This is a genomic window from Sphingopyxis sp., assembly GCF_036675685.1.
Taxonomy (GTDB): Bacteria; Pseudomonadota; Alphaproteobacteria; order Sphingomonadales; family Sphingomonadaceae; genus Sphingopyxis.
The window spans coordinates 22657-41598 of record NZ_JAKFEM010000020.1; the positions used below are offsets into that span (position 1 = coordinate 22657).

At 65.4% G+C, this 18942-nt stretch carries 18 protein-coding genes and 1 tRNA gene; 14 read left to right on the top strand and 5 right to left on the bottom strand.

What is annotated here, in order from left to right; translation table 11 throughout:
• Positions 1–21: 21 nt before the first annotated feature.
• Both V6M50_RS08715 and V6M50_RS08720 read left to right on the top strand, forming a co-directional pair.
• Positions 22–894, top strand: a complete 873-nt coding sequence (locus V6M50_RS08715; RefSeq protein ID WP_332818165.1) for a hypothetical protein — start codon at positions 22–24, stop codon at positions 892–894.
• 78 nt (positions 895–972) lie between these two features.
• Positions 973–1048: transfer RNA gene (locus V6M50_RS08720), tRNA-Thr, on the top strand.
• A 51-nt stretch (positions 1049–1099) separates the two neighbouring features.
• On the opposite strand, the gene V6M50_RS08725 is transcribed toward V6M50_RS08720, so the two are convergent.
• The 4 genes from V6M50_RS08725 to V6M50_RS08740 are packed head-to-tail and all read right to left on the bottom strand — an operon-like array spanning position 1100 to position 6305.
• Positions 1100–2233, bottom strand: a complete 1134-nt coding sequence (locus V6M50_RS08725) for a tyrosine-protein phosphatase (protein ID WP_332818166.1) — start codon at positions 2231–2233, stop codon at positions 1100–1102.
• 22 nt (positions 2234–2255) lie between these two features.
• Positions 2256–3041, bottom strand: coding sequence for an SDR family NAD(P)-dependent oxidoreductase (locus tag V6M50_RS08730; protein ID WP_332818167.1), 786 nt, complete (start codon positions 3039–3041; stop codon positions 2256–2258).
• Positions 3042–3075: 34 nt separating this feature from the next.
• Entirely contained in the window at positions 3076–4110 is a 1035-nt protein-coding gene (locus tag V6M50_RS08735; RefSeq protein WP_332818168.1) for a metallophosphoesterase family protein, read from the bottom strand.
• Positions 4111–4124: 14 nt separating this feature from the next.
• The gene (locus tag V6M50_RS08740) at positions 4125–6305 is read right to left on the bottom strand and encodes a TonB-dependent receptor (protein ID WP_332818169.1); all 2181 of its coding nucleotides are present in this window, start codon (positions 6303–6305) and stop codon (positions 4125–4127) included.
• Positions 6306–6471: 166 nt separating this feature from the next.
• On the opposite strand from V6M50_RS08740, the gene V6M50_RS08745 reads away from it, so the two are divergent.
• Entirely contained in the window at positions 6472–7104 is a 633-nt protein-coding gene (locus tag V6M50_RS08745; RefSeq protein ID WP_332818170.1) for a TetR/AcrR family transcriptional regulator, read from the top strand.
• A 17-nt stretch (positions 7105–7121) separates the two neighbouring features.
• Here the strand turns inward: V6M50_RS08745 and V6M50_RS08750 are convergent, their stop codons facing one another.
• Positions 7122–7886 (bottom strand): SDR family oxidoreductase, encoded by a 765-nt coding sequence (locus tag V6M50_RS08750; protein ID WP_332818171.1) that lies wholly within the window; start codon positions 7884–7886, stop codon positions 7122–7124.
• Positions 7887–8039: 153 nt separating this feature from the next.
• On the opposite strand from V6M50_RS08750, the gene V6M50_RS08755 reads away from it, so the two are divergent.
• The 11 genes from V6M50_RS08755 to V6M50_RS08805 are packed head-to-tail and all read left to right on the top strand — an operon-like array spanning position 8040 to position 18936.
• Positions 8040–8915 (top strand): CoA transferase subunit A, encoded by an 876-nt coding sequence (locus V6M50_RS08755; RefSeq protein WP_332818172.1) that lies wholly within the window; start codon positions 8040–8042, stop codon positions 8913–8915.
• A 14-nt stretch (positions 8916–8929) separates the two neighbouring features.
• A complete protein-coding gene (locus V6M50_RS08760) occupies positions 8930–9730 on the top strand; it encodes a CoA-transferase subunit beta (RefSeq protein WP_332818173.1) in 801 nt (266 codons plus the stop codon).
• Positions 9731–9732: 2 nt separating this feature from the next.
• Entirely contained in the window at positions 9733–10605 is an 873-nt protein-coding gene (locus V6M50_RS08765; RefSeq protein WP_332818174.1) for an enoyl-CoA hydratase, read from the top strand.
• The gene (locus tag V6M50_RS08770; RefSeq protein ID WP_332818175.1) at positions 10605–11684 is read left to right on the top strand and encodes an NAD(P)H-dependent flavin oxidoreductase; all 1080 of its coding nucleotides are present in this window, start codon (positions 10605–10607) and stop codon (positions 11682–11684) included. The genes V6M50_RS08765 and V6M50_RS08770 overlap by 1 nt, the downstream gene beginning before the upstream one ends.
• Positions 11685–11687: 3 nt before the next feature.
• Positions 11688–12437, top strand: coding sequence for an enoyl-CoA hydratase family protein (locus V6M50_RS08775; RefSeq protein WP_332818176.1), 750 nt, complete (start codon positions 11688–11690; stop codon positions 12435–12437).
• A complete protein-coding gene (locus V6M50_RS08780; protein WP_332818177.1) occupies positions 12437–13588 on the top strand; it encodes an acyl-CoA dehydrogenase family protein in 1152 nt (383 codons plus the stop codon). Before V6M50_RS08775 ends, V6M50_RS08780 begins: the two co-directional genes overlap by 1 nt.
• Positions 13589–13594: 6 nt before the next feature.
• Complete coding sequence (locus V6M50_RS08785; protein ID WP_332818178.1) at positions 13595–14608, top strand: acyl-CoA dehydrogenase; 1014 nt, start codon at positions 13595–13597, stop codon at positions 14606–14608.
• Between the two features lie 12 nt (positions 14609–14620).
• Positions 14621–15772: an acetyl-CoA C-acetyltransferase gene (locus tag V6M50_RS08790; RefSeq protein WP_332818179.1), complete on the top strand. Its 1152-nt coding sequence runs from the start codon at positions 14621–14623 to the stop codon at positions 15770–15772.
• 5 nt (positions 15773–15777) lie between these two features.
• Entirely contained in the window at positions 15778–16680 is a 903-nt protein-coding gene (locus tag V6M50_RS08795) for an SDR family oxidoreductase (protein WP_332818180.1), read from the top strand.
• Between the two features lies 1 nt (position 16681).
• Positions 16682–17758: an acyl-CoA dehydrogenase family protein gene (locus tag V6M50_RS08800; protein ID WP_332818181.1), complete on the top strand. Its 1077-nt coding sequence runs from the start codon at positions 16682–16684 to the stop codon at positions 17756–17758.
• Complete coding sequence (locus tag V6M50_RS08805; protein WP_332818182.1) at positions 17755–18936, top strand: acyl-CoA dehydrogenase family protein; 1182 nt, start codon at positions 17755–17757, stop codon at positions 18934–18936. Before V6M50_RS08800 ends, V6M50_RS08805 begins: the two co-directional genes overlap by 4 nt.
• The last annotated feature ends 6 nt before the right edge of the window (positions 18937–18942 follow it).

Genomic DNA, 18942 nt, shown 5'->3' on the forward strand with positions numbered 1-18942 from the left:
TAGATGCGCTAGACGCCAGCGATGCGCCGTTTCACCCATTTCGCCGCCCTCGACTGGTCGGGCGCCCGCGGCACGCGCCAGCGGGGGATCGCACTGGCGGTCGCGAGTAGCGCCGCAGCGCCCGAACTGGTGCGGCCGGGACATATCTGGTCGCGCGCCGAAGTGCTGGATTGGCTCGAAGGCATCGCCGCCGCGGGCGAGAATATGCTGATCGGTTTCGATTTTTCCGCCGCCTTCGCCTTTGCCGACCACGACGCCTATTTCCCCCTATGGGCCGAGAGCCCGCCCGACATCGTGCGGTTATGGGCGCTCGTCGAGGAGCTCGCGAGCGGCGATCCGCACTATGAACCCGGCGGATTTCTGGTCCATCCCGAAGCGCGGCGCCATTTTCGGCATGGTCGCGGCGATGTCGGCGATCTTTTTTTGCCCGGCGCGGGACGACTTCGCATCGTCGAACAATATCAACGCGCGACGAAACAGGCAGCAAGCGTCAGCAATTTCAACCTCGTCGGCGCCGCGCAGGTCGGCAAGGCGAGCCTCGCGGGGATGCGCCTGCTCCACCGCCTGTCGGGCCGGATACCCCTGTGGCCGCTTGATCCGATGCCCGCCACGGGCCCGGTGCTGGTCGAAATCTACACCAGCCTCGCCGCGCGCGCGGCGGGCATACCGGCGGGTCGCAGCAAGATCCGCGACGGCGAAGCGCTCGATGCCGCGCTCGCCGTGCTGGGTTCGCCGCCGGCCGGGATGACCGGCCCGGTCAGCGACCATGCGAGCGACGCGCTGCTCACCGCCGCGTGGCTGCGTGCGATCGCGGCGGATAGCACGCCTTGGTCGCCTTCGCCGCTGACCGACAATCTCGCACGCACCGAAGGCTGGACCTTTGGCATAATTTGAAGATTTCTTGTTTGCCGCATTTTCGCGACGTCAGATGTTTCCATCCGGCTGAAAAATGCTTAGGGGGCGGTCAGCCGTGCCGGCTTAGCTCAGTTGGTAGAGCAACCGCCTTGTAAGCGGTAGGTCGTCAGTTCGAGTCTGACAGTCGGCACCAGTTCCCCGCGGCCGGATCGCTATATGTCAGGGCCCCGGGAAACCATGGCGGCTATCGCGGCGCGCCCGCCAGCAAGGTCGTGCGAAGCCGGTCGATCGCTGCATCGTCCAGACCGAGCCCATCACGAACATAGCGGTCGAATGATCCGTAGCGTTTTTCGACTTCGGCAAAGGCCGCCTCGATATAGGCAGCGCGCACGCCCAGCACCGGCTCGAGATTCTCGCGCGCTATCGGCGTCGACGCGCTGCCGGCCGCGCCGATTATGGCCTCGTTCTTGGCGCGCAGATAATCGTTGCTGGCCAGATAATCGGCCATCACCGTTTCGCGCGGCACGCCAAGAATCGTCAGGATCACCGCGCTGGCCCAGCCCGTGCGGTCCTTGCCCGCGGTGCAGTGGTACAGGGTCGGTCCCGCGTCTTCGGCGCCGATCCGGCCGAGCAACGCGCTATAGGCGGTGCGCGCGCTGTCCAATGCGACGAATTCGCGATTGGCCTCGGTCAGCATCGCCGCGCCCTTGCCCGTCGTGATCATCGTCATCGCCTGACGCATGTCGCCGCCAAGGCCGCGGCTGTCCGCGGCGACATCGAGCACGAGATGCTCGGCGCCTGCGGGCACCCGGTCGGGTTCGCGGCTGCGTTCGCTTGCCGTCCGCAGATCGGCAACGAGCGCGATCCCGAGACCGCCCATCGCGGCGAGGTCGTTGTCGCTCAGCCGGTCAAGCTGATCCGAGCGATAAAGCATCCCCATCTTCACCCAGCGGCCGTCCGCCGTGCGGTAACCGCCGATGTCGCGCAAATTGGGGATCGTCTTGAGGTAGAGCCCGCGATCCGCGATGACCAGCGGCGTGCCCCGGTCGGGAACCAGCGCGAAGAACCAGCGCTTGCCGGGTGCCAGACCGGACACCCGGATACGGCCCGTCGCATCGCCCCGCCCCACGGGATTCGTTCGATCGCTCACCGCGGGATCGGTGCCCGCAAAAACCGTAACCCTGCCCGCGCCGGGCGCCGACCAGTTGACCGTGCCGTCGGCCGACACAGCGGCGGCCGTGAAGGGAATGGCGCCCGCCTGCTCGGGCACTGCACTTGCAACCGGCGTTTCGTCGATCGCCGCGCACGCCGGCAACGTCAGGATCAGGGTTGCCGCAAGCGCCGCGTGCAGGGCACGCTGATGATGGTCATTCCGCATTTTCCGGCTTTCCTTCCCGAACTCAGACGCGCTGCGAGGAAATATTGCCGCCATCGACGACGAGCTCGGCGGCCGTGATATAGCTCGCCTCGTTCGAAAGCAGGAAACGGACGACGCGCCCGATCTCTTCCGGAACCCCGATGCGTTCGAGCAAGATGCGCTTTTCGAAATATCCCTCGGGCAAATTGTCGACCGCGGGCTTCATCATTGGGGTCATGATCTGCCCCGGCGAAACCGAATTGATCCGGATATTGTCGCGCGCCAGCCGGTCGGCGAGCGAGCGTACAAGCGAAAGCATCCCGCCCTTGGCCGCGCTGTAGATGGGGTTGACCGCGTTACCGAGTGTCGCGTTGATCGAGGTGATCGCAACCACCGCCGAACCCGGATTGGCCGCAAAATCGCCGTGAAGCTGCTGCGTCAACAGCGCGAGCGGGCGCAAATGCGTATTGATGCCCGCCGCCCAGCTTTCGGGGGTGATGCCTTCGAGCGAGCCCGTATCGACGATGCCGGCGGCGTGGACCAGCCCGCCCAGCGCGCCAAGCGCACCGCGGCTAGCCGCGATCGCGGCGGGATAGGTTTCCAGATCGGTCAGATCGATGCCGATGCCAATGGCCTCTACGCCGAACTCCCGCGCGATCGCCGCGGCTTCGCCCTCGGCCTTCCCGGCGTTGATATCCCAGAGCGCGACCGCCCGGCCGATCGCGGCCAGCGCGCGCGCCGAGGCCCGTCCGATCCCGGACGCCCCTCCGGTGACGATGACGGCAGTATGGGGGGCGCCGAGCGCGGGCGAAAGATCAGTAAAATTCATTGCGGAACAATCTCCATGATGTGGGTCGATTTGATCAGTCAGGATGGGCGATCGGGGCTGGCCCCTTTTTCCCGAAAAAGCCGTCGAGCTTCAGATTGCTGACGCGCGGGGCGCCATCGGCCACCGAAACCCACATGATGTGATCGACCGCCGCCGGATCGTCGGGGCCGGCACCGGGCATCCCGCCGGTGGTGCCGAGCTGGACATAGTCGGTGCCCTCGCGCGTTTCATAAGCATATTTGTGATAATGACCCGCGAATATGGTGTGCGGACGCCCGCGCAGCATGGCTTCGATCTCGCGAAATGCGGGCGAATCGACCTTCCACGCCGGACGGTGCATCAGCACGAAGGTCCAGCGCGCCTTGGGGTTTTTGGCGAGCGCATCGCGGACCATTTTCACCTGTTCGGCGCTGAAGGCGACATTTTCAGAACCACGGATTTTCGCTGCGAGTTCGGCGAGCTTGGGGTCGCTGGCGAACAAGGCCTCGGCCTTTGCCGGATCGCCCTGAAGCACCTCGAACACGCGCTTCATCGCATCGCCGCCATATAACTGGAACAGCTTCATTCGCGCGATCCTGGGCTGCGGCGGATCCTCGGTGTTGAGGACAAGGAACAGCGCGTTCTTGTAGGTGAAGCTGTAATAGTCGGCACCCAGCCGCCTTCGCCAGTCGGCGCGCTGGACCTCGTTGGTCAGGTCATGGTTGCCTGGGACATAGAAGAAGGGAATGCTCAAGCGGTCGATCGCGGCATTAACCTCGGTCCATTCGCTGTCGAGCTGCGCCTGATCCTCGGTATTGCCCTCGATCAGATCGCCGATGTTGATGACGAAATCGGGACGCAGCCGTTCGACCTTGTCCATCGCGTCCTCGAACACCCCCGGACGATGCTTGCCGGTGCGGTCGCCAATGACGACGAAGCGGAACTCGCCCGCGTCGCCCGCAAAATCCTTTTGCGTGCGCGCAACATCGGGAGCGCCGGGGCGATAATCCTTCGCCTCCCGCCCAGCGCCGGTCGCGGCGCTGGACAGGGAGAGCGCAAGAAGGCCCAGCGCGATTGCGGAAGCTCTCATCGTAGACCTTCCGCTCAGAATTCGACGCTCAGGTCGACACCATAGGTGCGCGGTTCGCCGAACAGCGCGCCGGGGCGGCCGATGTTGAACTGCATGATGTAATATTCCTTATCGGTCAGGTTGCGACCCCACAGCGCGAGGCGCACGCCGTCGAGACCGGGAATTTCCGCCAGCGTCAGCCGCGCGTTGAGCAGGCCATAATCGCCGATGACAAATTTGCCGCCCGTGATGCTCGAACCCGAAAACTTGTCGCTCTGCATCGTGTAGTTGACGTTGGTCGACAGCGTTCCGATCGGCAGCGCGGGCAGGTCATAATTGGCGTCGAGCGCAAGCGTATGCTTCGGCGCATTAGTGAAGCGGAAATTGGCCGCCACATCATTGCCGACCGCATCGATCACTTCATCATATCTGGCATCGAGAAAGCCGTAATTGACCGAAAAGCGCAGCGCGCGTGTCGGCGCCAGCGTCAGGTCCGCCTCGATGCCCTTCACCGTTGCCTTGCCGGCGTTCAGCACGTCGGTGATCCGAGCGTTGGTCGGATCGGACTGGACGTTGATCTGGATGTCCTCATATTTCGACACGAAGCCCGCGACGTTGAAACGGACGCTGTTGTCCAGCCACTGGCTCTTCAAGCCGACCTCGTACGACCACAGGGTTTCGGAATCGAAGCCATCGTTGAAGCGCGAGATCGAGCTGGCGCGGATGTTATAGCCGCCCGATTTATAGCCCTTCACCGCCTTGGCGTAGAGGTTGACGTTGTCGGCGGCGTCAAAGGCGAGGACGACGCTGGGGCTGAAATCGGTGAACTTGCGGCTGCCATCACCAACGCCGGGCACCGGTGCGATCGGCCCTTCATTGACCTGGGTCTGCCGCGCGAGCGTTGCCGCGCGCTGGTCCCAGCTATGCCGCGCACCGACCGTCAGATGGAGACGCCGGTCGAGCCATTCGGGCGACCAGGTCGCCTGACCGAAGACCGCCCAGCTTTCATTCTCGATCGTCGCCGTGGTAAAGCTGCGCGTGCGCGTCGGCGGGCTGAAGCTGTTCGAGAAGTTGCTGCCTTCTTCGGAGAACCAGTAACCGCCGACAACATATTCGACCTGGCGGTCGAACGCGTCGCCGACGAGCTGGATTTCCTGGCTCCACTGATCCTGCAACGCCCGGCTGCTGTTCTTCTGGAGCGGGAGCGGGCTGATCGCGCCGGTCAGATAATCCTGGTTCTGGAAATTATCGAGCTTGCGATAGCCGGTGATCGAACGAACGGTGAGCGTATCCGTCGCATTCCATTCGGCGATCAGGCTGTGCCCTTGCGAGGTCACGTCATTGGCGAGAAGGTCGCGAACCAGCGGGCTGCCGGCCTTGGGCCGCGCCACCGTCAGCGGGTGGAGCGGCGAAAGGGCGACATAGATCGGCGTGTCCTGAATCTCCGAACGATCATAGCTGTAGCGCAGGCTGAAGGCGTCGAAAGGCTGCCACAACAGGTCGGCGCGCATCGCCTGACGGTCCTTGTCGCCCCAGCGCTTTACGCCGGTGCCAGGATTTTTGACGAAGCCGTCTTGCTGGATATTGGCATAGGAAAAGCGCGCGGCGAGCGTGCCCCCGATCGGCACATTGACCGCGGCCTTGAGGCGGCGATTGTCGTAATTGCCGAGCGTCACCTGTCCCTTGAAACCGAAATCGCCGAGTTCGGGTTTCTTGGTGATGAAGTTGATCGCCCCGCCCGTGGCGTTGCGGCCATAAAGCGTGCCCTGCGGGCCGCGCAGTACTTCGACGCGTTCCAGTTCCGCCACTTCGAGCGCCTGCCCCTGGCTGCGCGCGACATAGACGCCGTCCATATAGACCGCGACACCGCCGTCCTGCGTGATCTGATCGTCGCTCAGCCCGACGCCGCGCATGAAAATCTGCGTTGTCGCGGCGCTGTTCGGATGCGGGGTGAGTTGGAGGTTGGGCACATTGGCGCGCAGATCGGTCAGCCCGCTGATGCCCCTGGTCTCAAGATCTTCGGCGGTGAAGGCCGCGATCGAAATCGGCGTATCCTGGAGCGATTCGGCGCGCTTTTGCGCGGTGACGACGATTTCGCCGAGACCGCTCGCTTCGTCCGCCGCCGGTGCGGCGTCCTGTGCCAGCGCGGGATGCGCCGCGGTCATCGCGAGCGTACAAAGCAACAGGCGGGCCTGTGGCCCGGAAATCTTTTTCATCGTCTTCCCCTCCATGGAATATTCACGAGCGCTTTTTCGCCCCGCCTCTTGATTCTACCTTCGTGTAGGTAGATTTCTACCTTCATGAAGGTAGATTGCAAGCGTGATTTGATTGCGCCAAAAGGAAGCGCGCCTGCCGGGCGCTGATACGGAAGGTTTTTGAGCGTTGGACATAAAGCCCATCAGACACGCGCGCGGCGAAGCGACGCGCCAAGCCATTCTCGAGGCGGCCGAAACGGTTTTCGCCGATGTCGGTTTCACCACCGCGCGGCTCGAGGACGTCGCCGCCGCGGTCGGAATCCGCCGTCCGTCGATCGTCTATTATTTTTCCAACAAGCAGGAACTGTATGACGCGGTCGAGGAGGATATTTTCGCTTCGATGCACCGCGTTGCCCTCGGCGGCATCGCCCAGCACGCGAAGCCGATCGACAGGCTGCTCGCGCTGTTCGACGAATGGCTCGACTTCCTCGTCGCGCGGCCGTCGGCGGCGCGGATCATCCAGCGCCTTGTCGCCGACGTCACGCCGCGCGCCGGCAATCCCACGCAATTCTCGAATGTGCTGCTGCGCGATGTCGAGACCGTGGTGAACGAAGGCATCGCCACCGGTGACTTTCGTCCGCTGCCGCCGATGCACGTCGTCAACGCGGTGGGATCGAGCTCACTCTTTTATGTCTGCAACAGCAAGCAGCTCGGTTCCAACCGCAGTTATGACGCCGCCGACCCTGCGGAACTCGAAAGCTTCCGCGAACTGCTCCATTTGCTGACCCGCGCTGCCGTCGCCCCGGAGCGGCCCGGCTAGCGCCCGCCACCCACGCCTCAATCGGCCTGCGCGAGGTTGAGAAAGATCGGCCGTTCACCGCCACCGTGCACGGCAATCCTGGCGCCGCTGACATAAGCGGCATCGCCCGACGCCAGGAAACTGACAACCCCTGCGATGTCGGACCCGCGCGCCATGCGGCCGAGCGGCAGCATCGCGTCGATACGCTTCATCCCCGCCTCGCCGCCATAATGATCGGCCGCGGCCTCGGTGGCGACCAGCCCGACGATGACCGCGTTGACGCGCACCTTAGGCCCCCATTCCATCGCAAGCGATTCGGTGAGGCTCAGCAGCCCCGCCTTGGCCGCGCCATAGACCGCAGTGCCCGGCGAGGGCCGCGCCCCCGAAACGCTCGCGATATTGACGATGCTGCCGCCATCCTCCTGTGCCTGCATGATGCGATTGGCGGATTGCGCTACATGGAGCGGCGCGAGCAGGTTGAGCGCGACGACGCGTTCCGAAAACCGCGGCGAAGCCGAAGCCGCATCGGCTTCGGGCGATCCCCCGGCATTGTTCACGACGAGATCGAGCCGGCCGTGCCGCCCGAAAATGCGGTCGATCATCGCTTGAACCTCGTCCGCCGAACGCACGTCGCATGCCTCGAACTCCGCGGCCGCGCCATGATGGCGCGGCAGATCATCGGGGGCGTTGCGGCCGCAAATGACAACGCGCATCCCGTCTTCCAGAAGACGCTCGGCGATCGCGCGGCCGATCCCGCGGCTGCCGCCGGTCACGAGCGCCACGCGCTGTTTCTCGTCCGCCATGTCCATCTCCATATCTCGTCCGCCTCTCTCTCCTACCGGGCGGCGCGAAAGTCTCTCTCCATATGGTGGTATCGGGCGAACGGCCAGCGCGCCTATCCCTCTCGCAACATCGCGGGTGCCCTTGTGCCCGGCGTCTGGTGGCTGGAGAGTGGATTGAACAAGCAATTGACCGTCGAACAGTTCGTCGCCTCGCTGCAGAGTGGGATGACGATCGGGATTGGAGGCTGGGGCCCGCGCCGCAAGCCGATGGCGCTGATCCGCGCCATCCTGCGCTCGGACCTCAAGGACCTGACGATCGTCACCTATGGCGGCCCCGATGTCGGCATGCTCTGCGCCGCGGGCAAGGTGAAGAAGCTGATCTTCGGCTTTGTCTCGATGGATGCGATCCCGCTCGAGCCTTATTTTCGTAAAAGCCGCGAAGCCGGAACGCTCGATATTCTCGAACTCGACGAAGGCATGCTGCAATGGGGTTTGAAGGCCGCGGCGTTCCGTCTGCCCTTCCTCCCGACCCAAGTCGGCATCGGCACCGACGTGATGACGCACGGTGGTTTCAAGACTGTGCAGTCGCCCTATGACGATGGCGAGGTCGTCCTGGCGATGCCGCCGCTGAAGCTCGATGCTGCGCTCATCCACGTCCACCGCGCCGATAAGCTCGGCAACATCCAGGCGCTCGGCCCCGATACCTATTATGACGAATGGTTCGCGCGCGCCGCCGACCGGACCTTCGCATCGGCCGAGGAAGTCGTCGAGCGGATGGACTTGAGCTATCCCGAGGATGCGCGCGCCAACATCGTCGAGCGCTGCTTCGTCCACGCCGTCGTCGAAGCGCCGCTCGGCGCGCACCCGACCTCGATGCCGCCATCGTACGGCTGGGACATCAAACATCTCAAGGCCTATGCCGCGAGCGCGCGCGAGGAAGGCGGCTGGGACGCCTATGCCGCCGAAACGATCGGCGCCGACGAGGCGGGCTATCTCGAGCGCGTCGGCGGCAAGGATGTCGTCTCCAGCCTCCCCCTTCCCATTTTTTGAGGCGGACGAAGCCCATGACCACCGCACCCGAATTTTCGCTCTGCGAACAACTGATCGTCGCCGCGTCCGAAGCGTGGCGCGGCAATGGCGAACTCGTTGCCACCGGCATCGGCACCGCGCCGCGCCTCGCCGCCTCGCTCGCCAAGGTGACGCACACGCCCGAACTGATGATGACCGATGGCGAGGCTTGGCTGGTCGAGGACCCCGTTCCGCTGGGGCCGCGCGGGTATGACGATCGCAAGCCTTCGGGCTACCTGCCCTTCTCGCGCTATTTCGACGCCGCGGTCTGGCCCGGCAAACGCCACGCGATGGTGTCGCCCAGCCAGATCGACCGCTTCGGGCAGACGAACATCTCCTACCTGGGCGGCACCTATGACCAGCCCAAGGTCCAGATGCTCGGCGCGCGCGGTTTTCCGGGCAACTCGATCTATCACATCAACTCGATGTTCGTTCCGGCGCATTCGAAGCGCGTCTTCGTCGAGGGCGAGGTCGATATGGTGTCGAGCGTCGGCTATAATCCGGCGCGGCGCCTCGCGGGCGCAAATTTCGACCGCGTTGACCTGCGGCTGGTCGTCACCGACCTTTGCGTGATGGATTTCGGCGGCGCCGACAAGGCGATCCGCGTCATCATGCTCCACCCGGGCGTAAGCTTCGATCAGGTGCAGGAGGCGACGGGCTTCGCGCTAAGCGCCGCACCCGACCTCAAGGAAACGCCCGCACCCACCGCCGAACAGCTCGCGATCATCGCGCGGTTCGACCCCCACAACCTGAGGGCAAGCGTGCTCAAGGACAATCCAGCAGGCAAGAGGAGCTGACCATGGCCGACATCGTCTACGAAACCGACGAACCCGTCCTCTATCGCGCCGAAAATGGCGTCGCCTGGATCACCATGAACCGGCCGACCTTTAACAATGCGCAGAACAGCCAGATGACCTATGCGCTCGACGACGCCTTCCGTCGCGCGGTCGATGACGATGAGGTCAAGGCGATCGTGCTCGCGGGCACAGGCAAGCATTTCTCGGCCGGCCACGACATCGGCACGCCGGGCCGCGACGTGACGAAGACCTTCGATCGCAAGCTGCTGTGGCCCGATCATGTGAACAAACCCGGCGCCGAATTTCTCTACACGCGCGAGCAGGAGGTTTATCTGGGCATGTGCCGCCGCTGGCGCGAGATGCCGAAGCCGACGGTCGCGATGGTGCAGGGCGCGTGCATCGCGGGCGGGCTGATGCTCGCGTGGGTGTGCGACCTGATCGTCGCGTCGGACGACGCCTTTTTCCAGGATCCCGTCGTCCGCATGGGTATCCCCGGCGTCGAATATTTCGCGCACGCCTTCGAACTGCCACCGCGCATCGCCAAGGAATTCCTGCTGCTCGGCGAACGGATGCCGGTCCAGCGCGCCTATGACCTTGGCATGGTCAACCGCATCGTCACGCGCGATGAGCTCGAAGGCGAGACGCGCAAGGTCGCCGAGAAGCTCGCCGAAATGCCGCGCCTCGGCCTTTCGCTCACCAAGCAGGCGATCAACCATGTCGAGGATCTGCGCGGCAAGCGCACCGCGATGGATGCGGTCTTCCACATGCACCATTTTGCGCACGCGCAGAATGATCTGGTGACGGGTAACAGCCTGGCGGGCCTGACCGGCAAGGCGATGGCCGAAGCCAACAAGAAGGACGCAAAGGAAGGCTGATGGCCGATCCGCTCGTCACCCTGCTGACCGAACGGCTCGGCTGCCGCCTGCCCGTGATTCAGACCGCGATGGGCTGGATCGCGACGCCGAGGCTGGTGATCGCGTCGAGCGAGGCGGGTGCCTTCGGCTTCCTCGCGGGCGCGGTGATGCAGCCCGCCGAGCTCGAAACCGCGATCCTTGCGGTCAAGAAAGGCACCAAGCAGCCCTTCGGCGTCAATTTCCACATGTTCCAGCCGGGCGCGGCGGAGATCGTCGAGATCATCCTGAAGCACCGCGATCAGGTGCGCGCGGTCAGCTTCGGGCGCGGGCCAGATGCGAAGATGATCGGCCGTTTCAAGGATGCCGGCATTCTCTGCATTCCCACCGTCGGCGCGGTGAAACATGCGCAGAAAATGGTGCAGCTGGGCGTCGACATGGTGACGGTGCAGGGCGGCGAAGGCGGCGGGCATACCGGATCGGTCGCGTCGACGATCCTGCTGCCGCAAGTGCTCGACAGCGTGAAGGTGCCGGTGATCGCCGCGGGCGGCTTCGGCGACGGCCGCGGGCTCGCCGCGGCGCTGGCCTATGGCGCGGTCGGCATCGCGATGGGGACGCGTTTCCTGATGACGCGCGAAAGCCCGATCCCCGACCTGACCAAGGCACGCTATGTGAAGGCGAGCACCGACGATATTCTTGTCTCGACCAAGGTCGATGGCCTGCCGCAGCGGATGATCAAGAACGCATTGCTCGACCGGATCGAACGCTCGTCGGGCATCGGCATCTGGCGCCGCGCGATCGAGAGCGGGTTGCAGATGAAGCGCCAGACCGGCGCCTCCTTCGGCGAATTGTTCAAGGCGGCCAGGGGCATGACCAGCCACGGCGGCCTGACGCTGCCGCAGGCGATGATGGCGGCCTCGGCGCCGATGCTCATCCAGAAAGCGGTGGTCGAGGGCGACCCCGATCAGGGGCTGATGGCGACGGGACTGGTCGCCGGGCGGCTCGATGACCTGCCGGGCTGCGCCGACCTCGTCACATCGATCGAAACCGAGGCGCGCGCGCGTCTCGCCGCCCTTTCCTCCCCCTCGAAAACGGAGGCCTGAACCATGCCGATCCACACCGAAATCAAGGACCGCATCGCCGAGATCGTCTTCGACGTTCCGCCGGTCAACGCGTTCGACAGCACCACCTGGAACAGCCTGCCCACGATCATCCGCGCCGCCGGCAACAATCCCGAGGTCAATGTCGTCCTGATCCGCGCCGAAGGTCGCGGTTTCTGTGGCGGCGTCGACATCAAGGAGATGCAGGCGCATCCCGAGCGCATCACTTTGCTCAACCGCGGCAATTATCTGACCTTCAAGGCGGTGCGCGACTGCGAAGTGCCCGTCGTCGTTGCGGTGCATAAATTCGTGATCGGCGGCGGAATCGGCATTTGCGGCGCGTCGGACACGATCATTGCCGCCGATGATGCCTATTTCTCGCTGCCCGAGGTCGATCGCGGCGCGATGGGCGGTGCCTCGCATCTCTCGCGCATGTTGCCGCTCCACAAGGTCCGTGCCGCCTTCTTCACCGGCGGTAATATCTCCGCCGAGGAAGCGTACCGGCTGGGGGCGGTTGAAAAGATCGTGCCGCGCGCAGCACTGGTGGAGGAAGCGCGCGCCTTTGCCGCGATCATCGCGGGCAAGTCGCGCAAGGCGCTCGTCCTCGCCAAAGAAGCCTTGAACGGCCTCGAGCCGCGCGACGTCGATCACGGTTATCGCTTCGAACAGGGCTTCACGCTCGAAATGTACATGCACGAAGACAGCCAGAAGGCGCGCGACGCCTTTGTCGAGACGGGCAAGGCGGCCGAATTCTGATGGATCTCGCCTACACCCCCGAACAACAAGCCTTTCGCGCCGAGGTCCGCGCATGGATGGAGGCCAATGTCCCCAAGGAACCCCTCGTCACGCTCGAGCGCGAGGAAGGCTACCATCAGCATGTCGAATGGGAGCGCAAGCTCGCCAGCGGCAACTGGGGCATGGTCACCTGGCCCGAGGCTTACGGCGGGCGCGGGCTCGACCTCATCCAGTGGCTGATCTTCGAGGAGGAATATTACCGCGCGGGGGCGCCGCTGCGCGCCAACCAGAACGGCATCTTCCTGCTCGGCCCGACGGTCATGGAGTTTGGGACCGACGAACAGAAGGCGCGTTTCCTGACCCCAATGGCAAAGGGCGAAGTCATGTGGGCGCAAGCCTGGTCCGAACCCAATGCCGGGTCGGACATGGCGGCGATCACGTCGAAGGCGATCCGCGACGGCGACCATTATATCATCAGCGGGCAAAAGACCTGGTCGAGCCGCGCGAGCTTCGCCGACTGGGGTTTCGGTCTGTTCCGCACCGACCCGGAATCGAATCGCCACAAGGGGCTGAGCTTCATCCTGTTCGACCTGAACGCCCCCGGCGTCACGCGCCGCCCGATCCGCCAACTCCACGGCGACCCGGGCTTTGCCGAGCTGTTCTTCGACGAGGTGCGCGTCCCGGTCGCGAACCGCATCGCGGGCGAAGGCGAAGGCTGGAATGTCGCGATGGCGACCGCGGGCTTCGAGCGCGGGTTGATGCTGCGCTCGCCCGCGCGTTTTCAGGCGGCGGCCGAACGCCTCGTCGCGCTGTTCCGCGCGCATGAGGCAACGGCATCGCCGGCCGCGCGCGAGCAGGTCATGCAGGCTTGGATGGACGCGCAGGCCTATGCGTACAACACCTATGCCGTCGCCTCGAAGATCATGACGGGCGGGCATATCGGCGCGGAGGCGAGCCTCAACAAGATATTCTGGTCCGAACTCGACCGCGCGGCGCACCGCACCGCGATGCAGTTACTCGGAGCGTCGGCTGAGCTGCGCCATTTCGATGGCGGCGCGCTCAATATGTGGCTCGAAGGCTATATCTTCTCGCTCTCGGGCCCGATCTACGCCGGGTCGAACGAGATCCAGCGCAACATCATCGCCGAGCGCCTGCTCGGCCTGCCGAGGTAAGTCGCCATGGATTTCACGATCACCGAAGATCAGGCGACACTGACCCAGGGCGTCCGCGACTATCTGGCGGGCGTCCACGGCCCCGAATTGCTGCGCGCTCTCGACGGGGGAGACAGCCGTCGTTCGGCCGACGTCTGGCAGGGCCTCGTCGAAATGGGCCTCCCCGGCCTGCTCGTTCCCGAGGCGCAGGGCGGGCTCGGCCTGTCGCTGCTCGACGGCGTGCTGATCGCCGCCGAGCTCGGCCGCGCCGGGGTCGCCGAACCGCTTGCCGACACCGCGCTCGTCGCCGCGCCGCTTCTCGCCAAGGCGGGCGGGCAGGATGCGCTGCTCGCTGCGATTATCGCGGGTGAAGCGAAGGTCGCGCTCCAGCATCCGGTCAATCCGTGGGTCGCCGACATCGATGGCGCCAGCCATATATTGTCGGCCAAGGATGGTGCGCTGCTGCTCGCCGAACGGAGTGACGGCGCCGAACTACTCGACAGCGTCGACCCGCTCCGCCGCCTCTATGCGCCCGTCGCACCGACAGGCGTCGAAGTCGGGACGGCCGACACTCTCATTGACCATGCCGCGCTGATCGCCGCCGCGCAGCTTGTCGGCATCGCCGACGCAATGCTGAGCCAAGCCACCGAATATGCGAAGAACCGCAGCCAGTTCGGCCAGCCGATCGGCGGCTTTCAGGCGGTGAAGCATCATCTGGCAAGCGCGGTCGTGAAGATCGAGTTCGCCAAGCCGGTGATCCAGCGCGCCGCGATCGCGCTGGGTGAAGGCAACGCCAGCGCATCGGTGCATGTCAGCCACGCCAAGATCGCCGCCACCGACGCCGCCTGGGCGATGAGCGAGACCGCGATCCAGGTCCATGGCGCAATGGGCTATACCTATGAAGTTGACCTGCATTTCTGGATGAAGCGTTGCTGGGCGCTCGCGGGCGCGTGGGGCGACCGCGCCTTCCATCTTCGCCGCATCGACGCCGCCGTCATCGGGGGCACGCTCCCGATCGGCCCCGGCCATAGTTTCGCATAAGGAAAAAAGAATATGGCTGAAGCCTATATCATCGACGCCGTCCGCACCCCCATCGGGCGCAAGAAGGGCAGTCTTGCGGGCGTTCATCCCGCCGATCTCGGCGCGCATCCGATCAAGGCGCTGGTCGAACGCACCGGCATCGACGGGGGTCTCGTCGACGATGTCGTCTGGGGATGCTGCGACACGATCGGGCCGCAGGCGGGCGATATCGGCCGCACCGCGTGGCTCGTCGCGGGGCTTCCCGAGCATGTCCCCGGCACAACGATCGACCGGCAATGCGGTTCGTCGCAACAGGCGGTCCATTTCGCAGCACAGGGCGTGATGAGCGGGACGCAGGACCTGGTCGTCGCGGGTGGCAGCCAGGCGATGAACGCGATCCCGATTTCGGCGGCGATGTTCGCGGGCCAGCCCTATGGCTTCGACAATCCGTTTCTCAGCTCGCCCGGCTGGCTCGCGCGCTATGGCGATGAGGAGGTCAACCAGATCAAGTCGGCCGAGATGATCGCCGATAAATGGAACATCAGCCGCGAGGCGATGGAGCTGTTCGCGGCGGAATCGCACCGCCGCGCGCAGGCCGCGATCGACAATGGCTGGTTTGCCGCCGAGATCGCCCCGCTCGCCGGTCTGGCGCAGGACGAAACCGTTCGACCCGCCACAACGCCCGAGGGTCTGGCCACGCTCCGGACCGTCAACGAAGGCGGGGTGATCACCGCCGGCATCGCCAGCCAGAATTGCGACGGCGCCGCGGCGATCCTGATCGCGAGCGAGGCGGCGGTGAAGGCGCACGGCCTGAAGCCCCGCGCGCGCATCCATCATATTTCGGTCCGCGCCGACAATCCGGTGTGGATGCTCACCGGCCCGATCCCCGCGACGAAGTACGCGCTCGAAAAGGCCGGCATGTCGGTGGACGACATCGACCTGTTCGAGTGCAACGAGGCCTTTGCTTCGATCCCGATGGCGTGGATGCAGGAACTCGGTGTCCCGCATGAGAAGGTCAATGTGCAGGGCGGCGCGATCGCGCTCGGCCATCCGATAGGCGCCACCGGCGCGCGGCTGATGACCACCTTGCTCGGCGCGCTCGAACGCACCGGCGGCCGCTACGGCCTCCAGACCATGTGCGAAGGCGGCGGCCAGGCCAACGTCACCATCATCGAAAGGCTGTAAGACCCATGGGTATCTGCGACGGACGGACCGTCATCATCACCGGCGCGGCGCGCGGGCTCGGGCGTTCCTATGCGCTCGCCTTCGCGGCCGAAGGCGCCAATGTCGTCGTCAACGATATCGGCACAAGCCTGTCGGGCGAGGGCCGTGATACGTCGGCAGCCGACGGCGTGGTGGCCGAAATCAAGGCGGCGGGCGGCAACGCCATCGCCAATTATGAGGATATCACCGACTGGGACGCGGCGAAGCGCATCGTCGATGCCGCCGTGGAAGCGTTCGGCGGCCTGCATGTCGTCGTCAACAATGCCGGGATCGTGCGCGATCGCATGTTCGTGTCGGCGACGCCCGAGGAATGGGACGCGACGATGCACGTCCATCTGCGCGGCCATTTCTGCGTCGCCCGCCATGCGGTCGATTATTGGCGCGCGCAGCAAAAGGCGGGCCATCCCGTCGATGCGCGGATCATCAACACCACCAGCGGCGCGGGGCTGCAGGGGTCGATCGCGCAAGCGGCCTATTCGACCGCGAAGGGCGGCATCGCCGCGCTGACTTTGGTGCAGGCGGCAGAGCTTGGGCGGTATGGCATCACCGCCAACGCCCTCGCCCCGGCCGCGCGCACGCGGATGACCGAAGGCGCCTTTGCCGACAAGATGGCCGCGGTCGAAAGCGGTTTCGACGCGCAGGACCCCGACAATATCGCCCCCACCGTGGTGTGGCTTGGGTCGGAGCAGTCGAAGCATGTCACCGGCTGCGTCTTCGAGCTTGAGGGCGGCCGCATCACGATCGAAGATGGCTGGAAGCTTGGCCCGACGGTCGACCAGCAGGCCAAATGGGCGCCGGCCGATGTCGGCGCGGCGGTCGATGCGTTGCTGGGCGAACGGAGCGAGCCGCGCCGGGTCTGGGGCAACTGAGATGCATTTCGCCTTCACCGACGAACAGGGGATGATCGCCGAAACGGCGAAGGCATTTTTCGCGGAGAATGCGACGAGCGAACGCACGCGCGCCGCGATGGCCGACACCGGCGTCGATCGGGCGCTGTGGCAGGCTTTTACCGGCGAGCTCGGACTCGCCGGCGTCGCGATTCCCGAGGCGATGGGCGGCGTCGGGCTCGGCATGGTCGAGCTCGCGATCCTTGCCGAGGAAGCCGGGCGACACACCGCCGCCCTTCCCTTCCTCGCCAGCCTTGGCCTTGCCGCGCCCGCGATCCTCGCCGGGGGTAGCGAGGAACAGAAAGCACGCCTGCTCCCGAAGCTCGCCTCGGGTGAGCTGGTCGCAAGTTTCGCGGTTGCCAGCGCCGACGGCGCGCCGGGTGCAACGCTCGGCGACGACACGCTCACCGGCGCCGCGCTCCATGTTCCGCACGGCGCGGCTGCTGACCTGTTCGTCGTCGTCGCCACGAATGGCGTTGCGATCGTCGAACGCGGCGCGCCCGGACTTGGCATCACCCCGCTGACCAGCATGGACCAGACGCGCCCCTATGCGCGGCTCGATTTCGGCGGCGTGGCGGCCGAGGCACTTGCCGATCCACGCGCGGCGGCGAACGCGGCCTTCGCCACGGGCTGGCTCGCCATCGCCGCCGATGCACTGGGCGGCGCGCAGGCGTGTCTCGACCGGACGGTCGCCTATGCGCAGGAACGCGTCCAGTTCGGCCGCGCGATCGGCAGTTTTCAGGCGGTGAAGCACCGGCTCGCCGACATGATGGTCGCGATCGAACAGGCGCGATCGGCGGTCTATTGGGCCGCGTGCGCAATCGACGAAGGGTCGGACGAAGCCGAGTTCGCGGTTCATGCCGCCAAGGCGTTCGCATGCGATACCTACAGTCACTGCGCGGGCGAGATGATCCAGCTTCATGGCGGCATCGGCTTCACCTGGGAGCATGATGCGCATCTCTATTTCAAGCGCGCGCGCAGCAATGCGAGCCTGCTCGGCACCCCCGACTGGCACCGCGAGCGGGTGGCCGGGCTGACCGGATTGGACGAAGCGGCATGAAGCTGGGATTCTCTCCCGAGGAAGAGGCTTTTCGCGCCGAAGCCGCGGCATGGCTCGCGGCCGAGTTGGACGGCCCCTTCGCCGACGTGCGCGGGCTGACGAGCCTGATCGCTAGCCCCGAGCGCCGCCGCGACTGGGAACGCCGGCTCGGCGAAGCGGGATGGAGCTGCGTCGGCTGGCCCAAGGCCTATGGCGGCCGCGACGCGACGCTCGCGCAGCAGGTGATCTTCGCCGAGGAATATGCGCGCGCGGGCGCCCCGCCGCGGCTCAACCATATCGGCATCGAACTCGCCGGCCCGACCATCCTCGCCTTCGGCACCGAAGAGCAGAAGGCGCGCTTCCTGCCCGCGATCGCGCGCGGCGAAGAAATCTGGTGTCAGGGCTTTTCGGAGCCGGGTGCCGGCTCCGACCTCGCCAACGTCCGCACCAAGGCGTGGCGCGACGGCGACGAATGGGTGATCGAGGGCCAGAAGGTCTGGACCAGCCTCGCGCAATTCTCCGATTGGATCTTCGCGATCGCGCGCACCGAGGAAGGATCGAAAGGTCCCAAGGGCCTGTCCTTCCTGCTCGTTCCGGTCGACCAGAACGGCGTCACCGTCCGCCCGATCCATCAGATCACCGGCGAGGCCGAGTTTAACGAGACTTTTTTCGATGGCGCGCGCACCGGCGCGGCCAACATCCTCGGCGCGCCCGGCGATGGCTGGCAAGTCGCGATGGGGCTGCTCGGCTTCGAACGCGGAGTCTCGACGCTCGCGCAGCAGATGGGCTTCCGCAACGAGCTCGACGCGGTGATCGACGCGGCGCGCGCCAATGGCGAAGCGAAGAACCCGCTGATCCGCCAGCGCATCGCCAAAGCCGAAATCGGCCTGAAACTCATGCGTTACGGCGCGCTGCGCATGCTCTCCGACGCCGAGGGCGGCAGGCTCAATCCTTCGGCGCTCACTTACAAGATCCAGTGGGCAACATGGCGGCGCGATCTGGGCGAACTCGCGATGGATGTACTGGGGCAAGCGGGCGAAACCGTGGCGGGGCATGACTATGCCTTCCCCGCGCTGCCCAACCTGTTCCTCTACAGCCGCGCCGATACGATTTATGGCGGCACCAACGAGATCCAGCGCAACATCATCGCCGAACGCGCGCTGGGGCTTCCCCGCGAACCGCGCGGCGACCTCAAATGAAGGAGC

What these genes read in the sequence shown, in the direction of transcription:
- V6M50_RS08715 (WP_332818165.1), top strand. Translation starts at nt 22, where the DNA reads ATGCGCCGTTTCACCCATTTCGCCGCCCTCGACTGGTCGGGCGCCCGC.
- V6M50_RS08725 (WP_332818166.1), bottom strand. Translation starts at nt 2,233, where the DNA reads ATGCGGAATGACCATCATCAGCGTGCCCTGCACGCGGCGCTTGCGGCA.
- V6M50_RS08730 (WP_332818167.1), bottom strand. Translation starts at nt 3,041, where the DNA reads ATGAATTTTACTGATCTTTCGCCCGCGCTCGGCGCCCCCCATACTGCC.
- V6M50_RS08735 (WP_332818168.1), bottom strand. Translation starts at nt 4,110, where the DNA reads ATGAGAGCTTCCGCAATCGCGCTGGGCCTTCTTGCGCTCTCCCTGTCC.
- V6M50_RS08740 (WP_332818169.1), bottom strand. Translation starts at nt 6,305, where the DNA reads ATGAAAAAGATTTCCGGGCCACAGGCCCGCCTGTTGCTTTGTACGCTC.
- V6M50_RS08750 (WP_332818171.1), bottom strand. Translation starts at nt 7,886, where the DNA reads ATGGCGGACGAGAAACAGCGCGTGGCGCTCGTGACCGGCGGCAGCCGC.
- V6M50_RS08760 (WP_332818173.1), top strand. Translation starts at nt 8,930, where the DNA reads ATGACCACCGCACCCGAATTTTCGCTCTGCGAACAACTGATCGTCGCC.
- V6M50_RS08765 (WP_332818174.1), top strand. Translation starts at nt 9,733, where the DNA reads ATGGCCGACATCGTCTACGAAACCGACGAACCCGTCCTCTATCGCGCC.
- V6M50_RS08770 (WP_332818175.1), top strand. Translation starts at nt 10,605, where the DNA reads ATGGCCGATCCGCTCGTCACCCTGCTGACCGAACGGCTCGGCTGCCGC.
- V6M50_RS08775 (WP_332818176.1), top strand. Translation starts at nt 11,688, where the DNA reads ATGCCGATCCACACCGAAATCAAGGACCGCATCGCCGAGATCGTCTTC.
- V6M50_RS08780 (WP_332818177.1), top strand. Translation starts at nt 12,437, where the DNA reads ATGGATCTCGCCTACACCCCCGAACAACAAGCCTTTCGCGCCGAGGTC.
- V6M50_RS08785 (WP_332818178.1), top strand. Translation starts at nt 13,595, where the DNA reads ATGGATTTCACGATCACCGAAGATCAGGCGACACTGACCCAGGGCGTC.
- V6M50_RS08790 (WP_332818179.1), top strand. Translation starts at nt 14,621, where the DNA reads ATGGCTGAAGCCTATATCATCGACGCCGTCCGCACCCCCATCGGGCGC.
- V6M50_RS08795 (WP_332818180.1), top strand. Translation starts at nt 15,778, where the DNA reads ATGGGTATCTGCGACGGACGGACCGTCATCATCACCGGCGCGGCGCGC.
- V6M50_RS08800 (WP_332818181.1), top strand. Translation starts at nt 16,682, where the DNA reads ATGCATTTCGCCTTCACCGACGAACAGGGGATGATCGCCGAAACGGCG.
- V6M50_RS08805 (WP_332818182.1), top strand. Translation starts at nt 17,755, where the DNA reads ATGAAGCTGGGATTCTCTCCCGAGGAAGAGGCTTTTCGCGCCGAAGCC.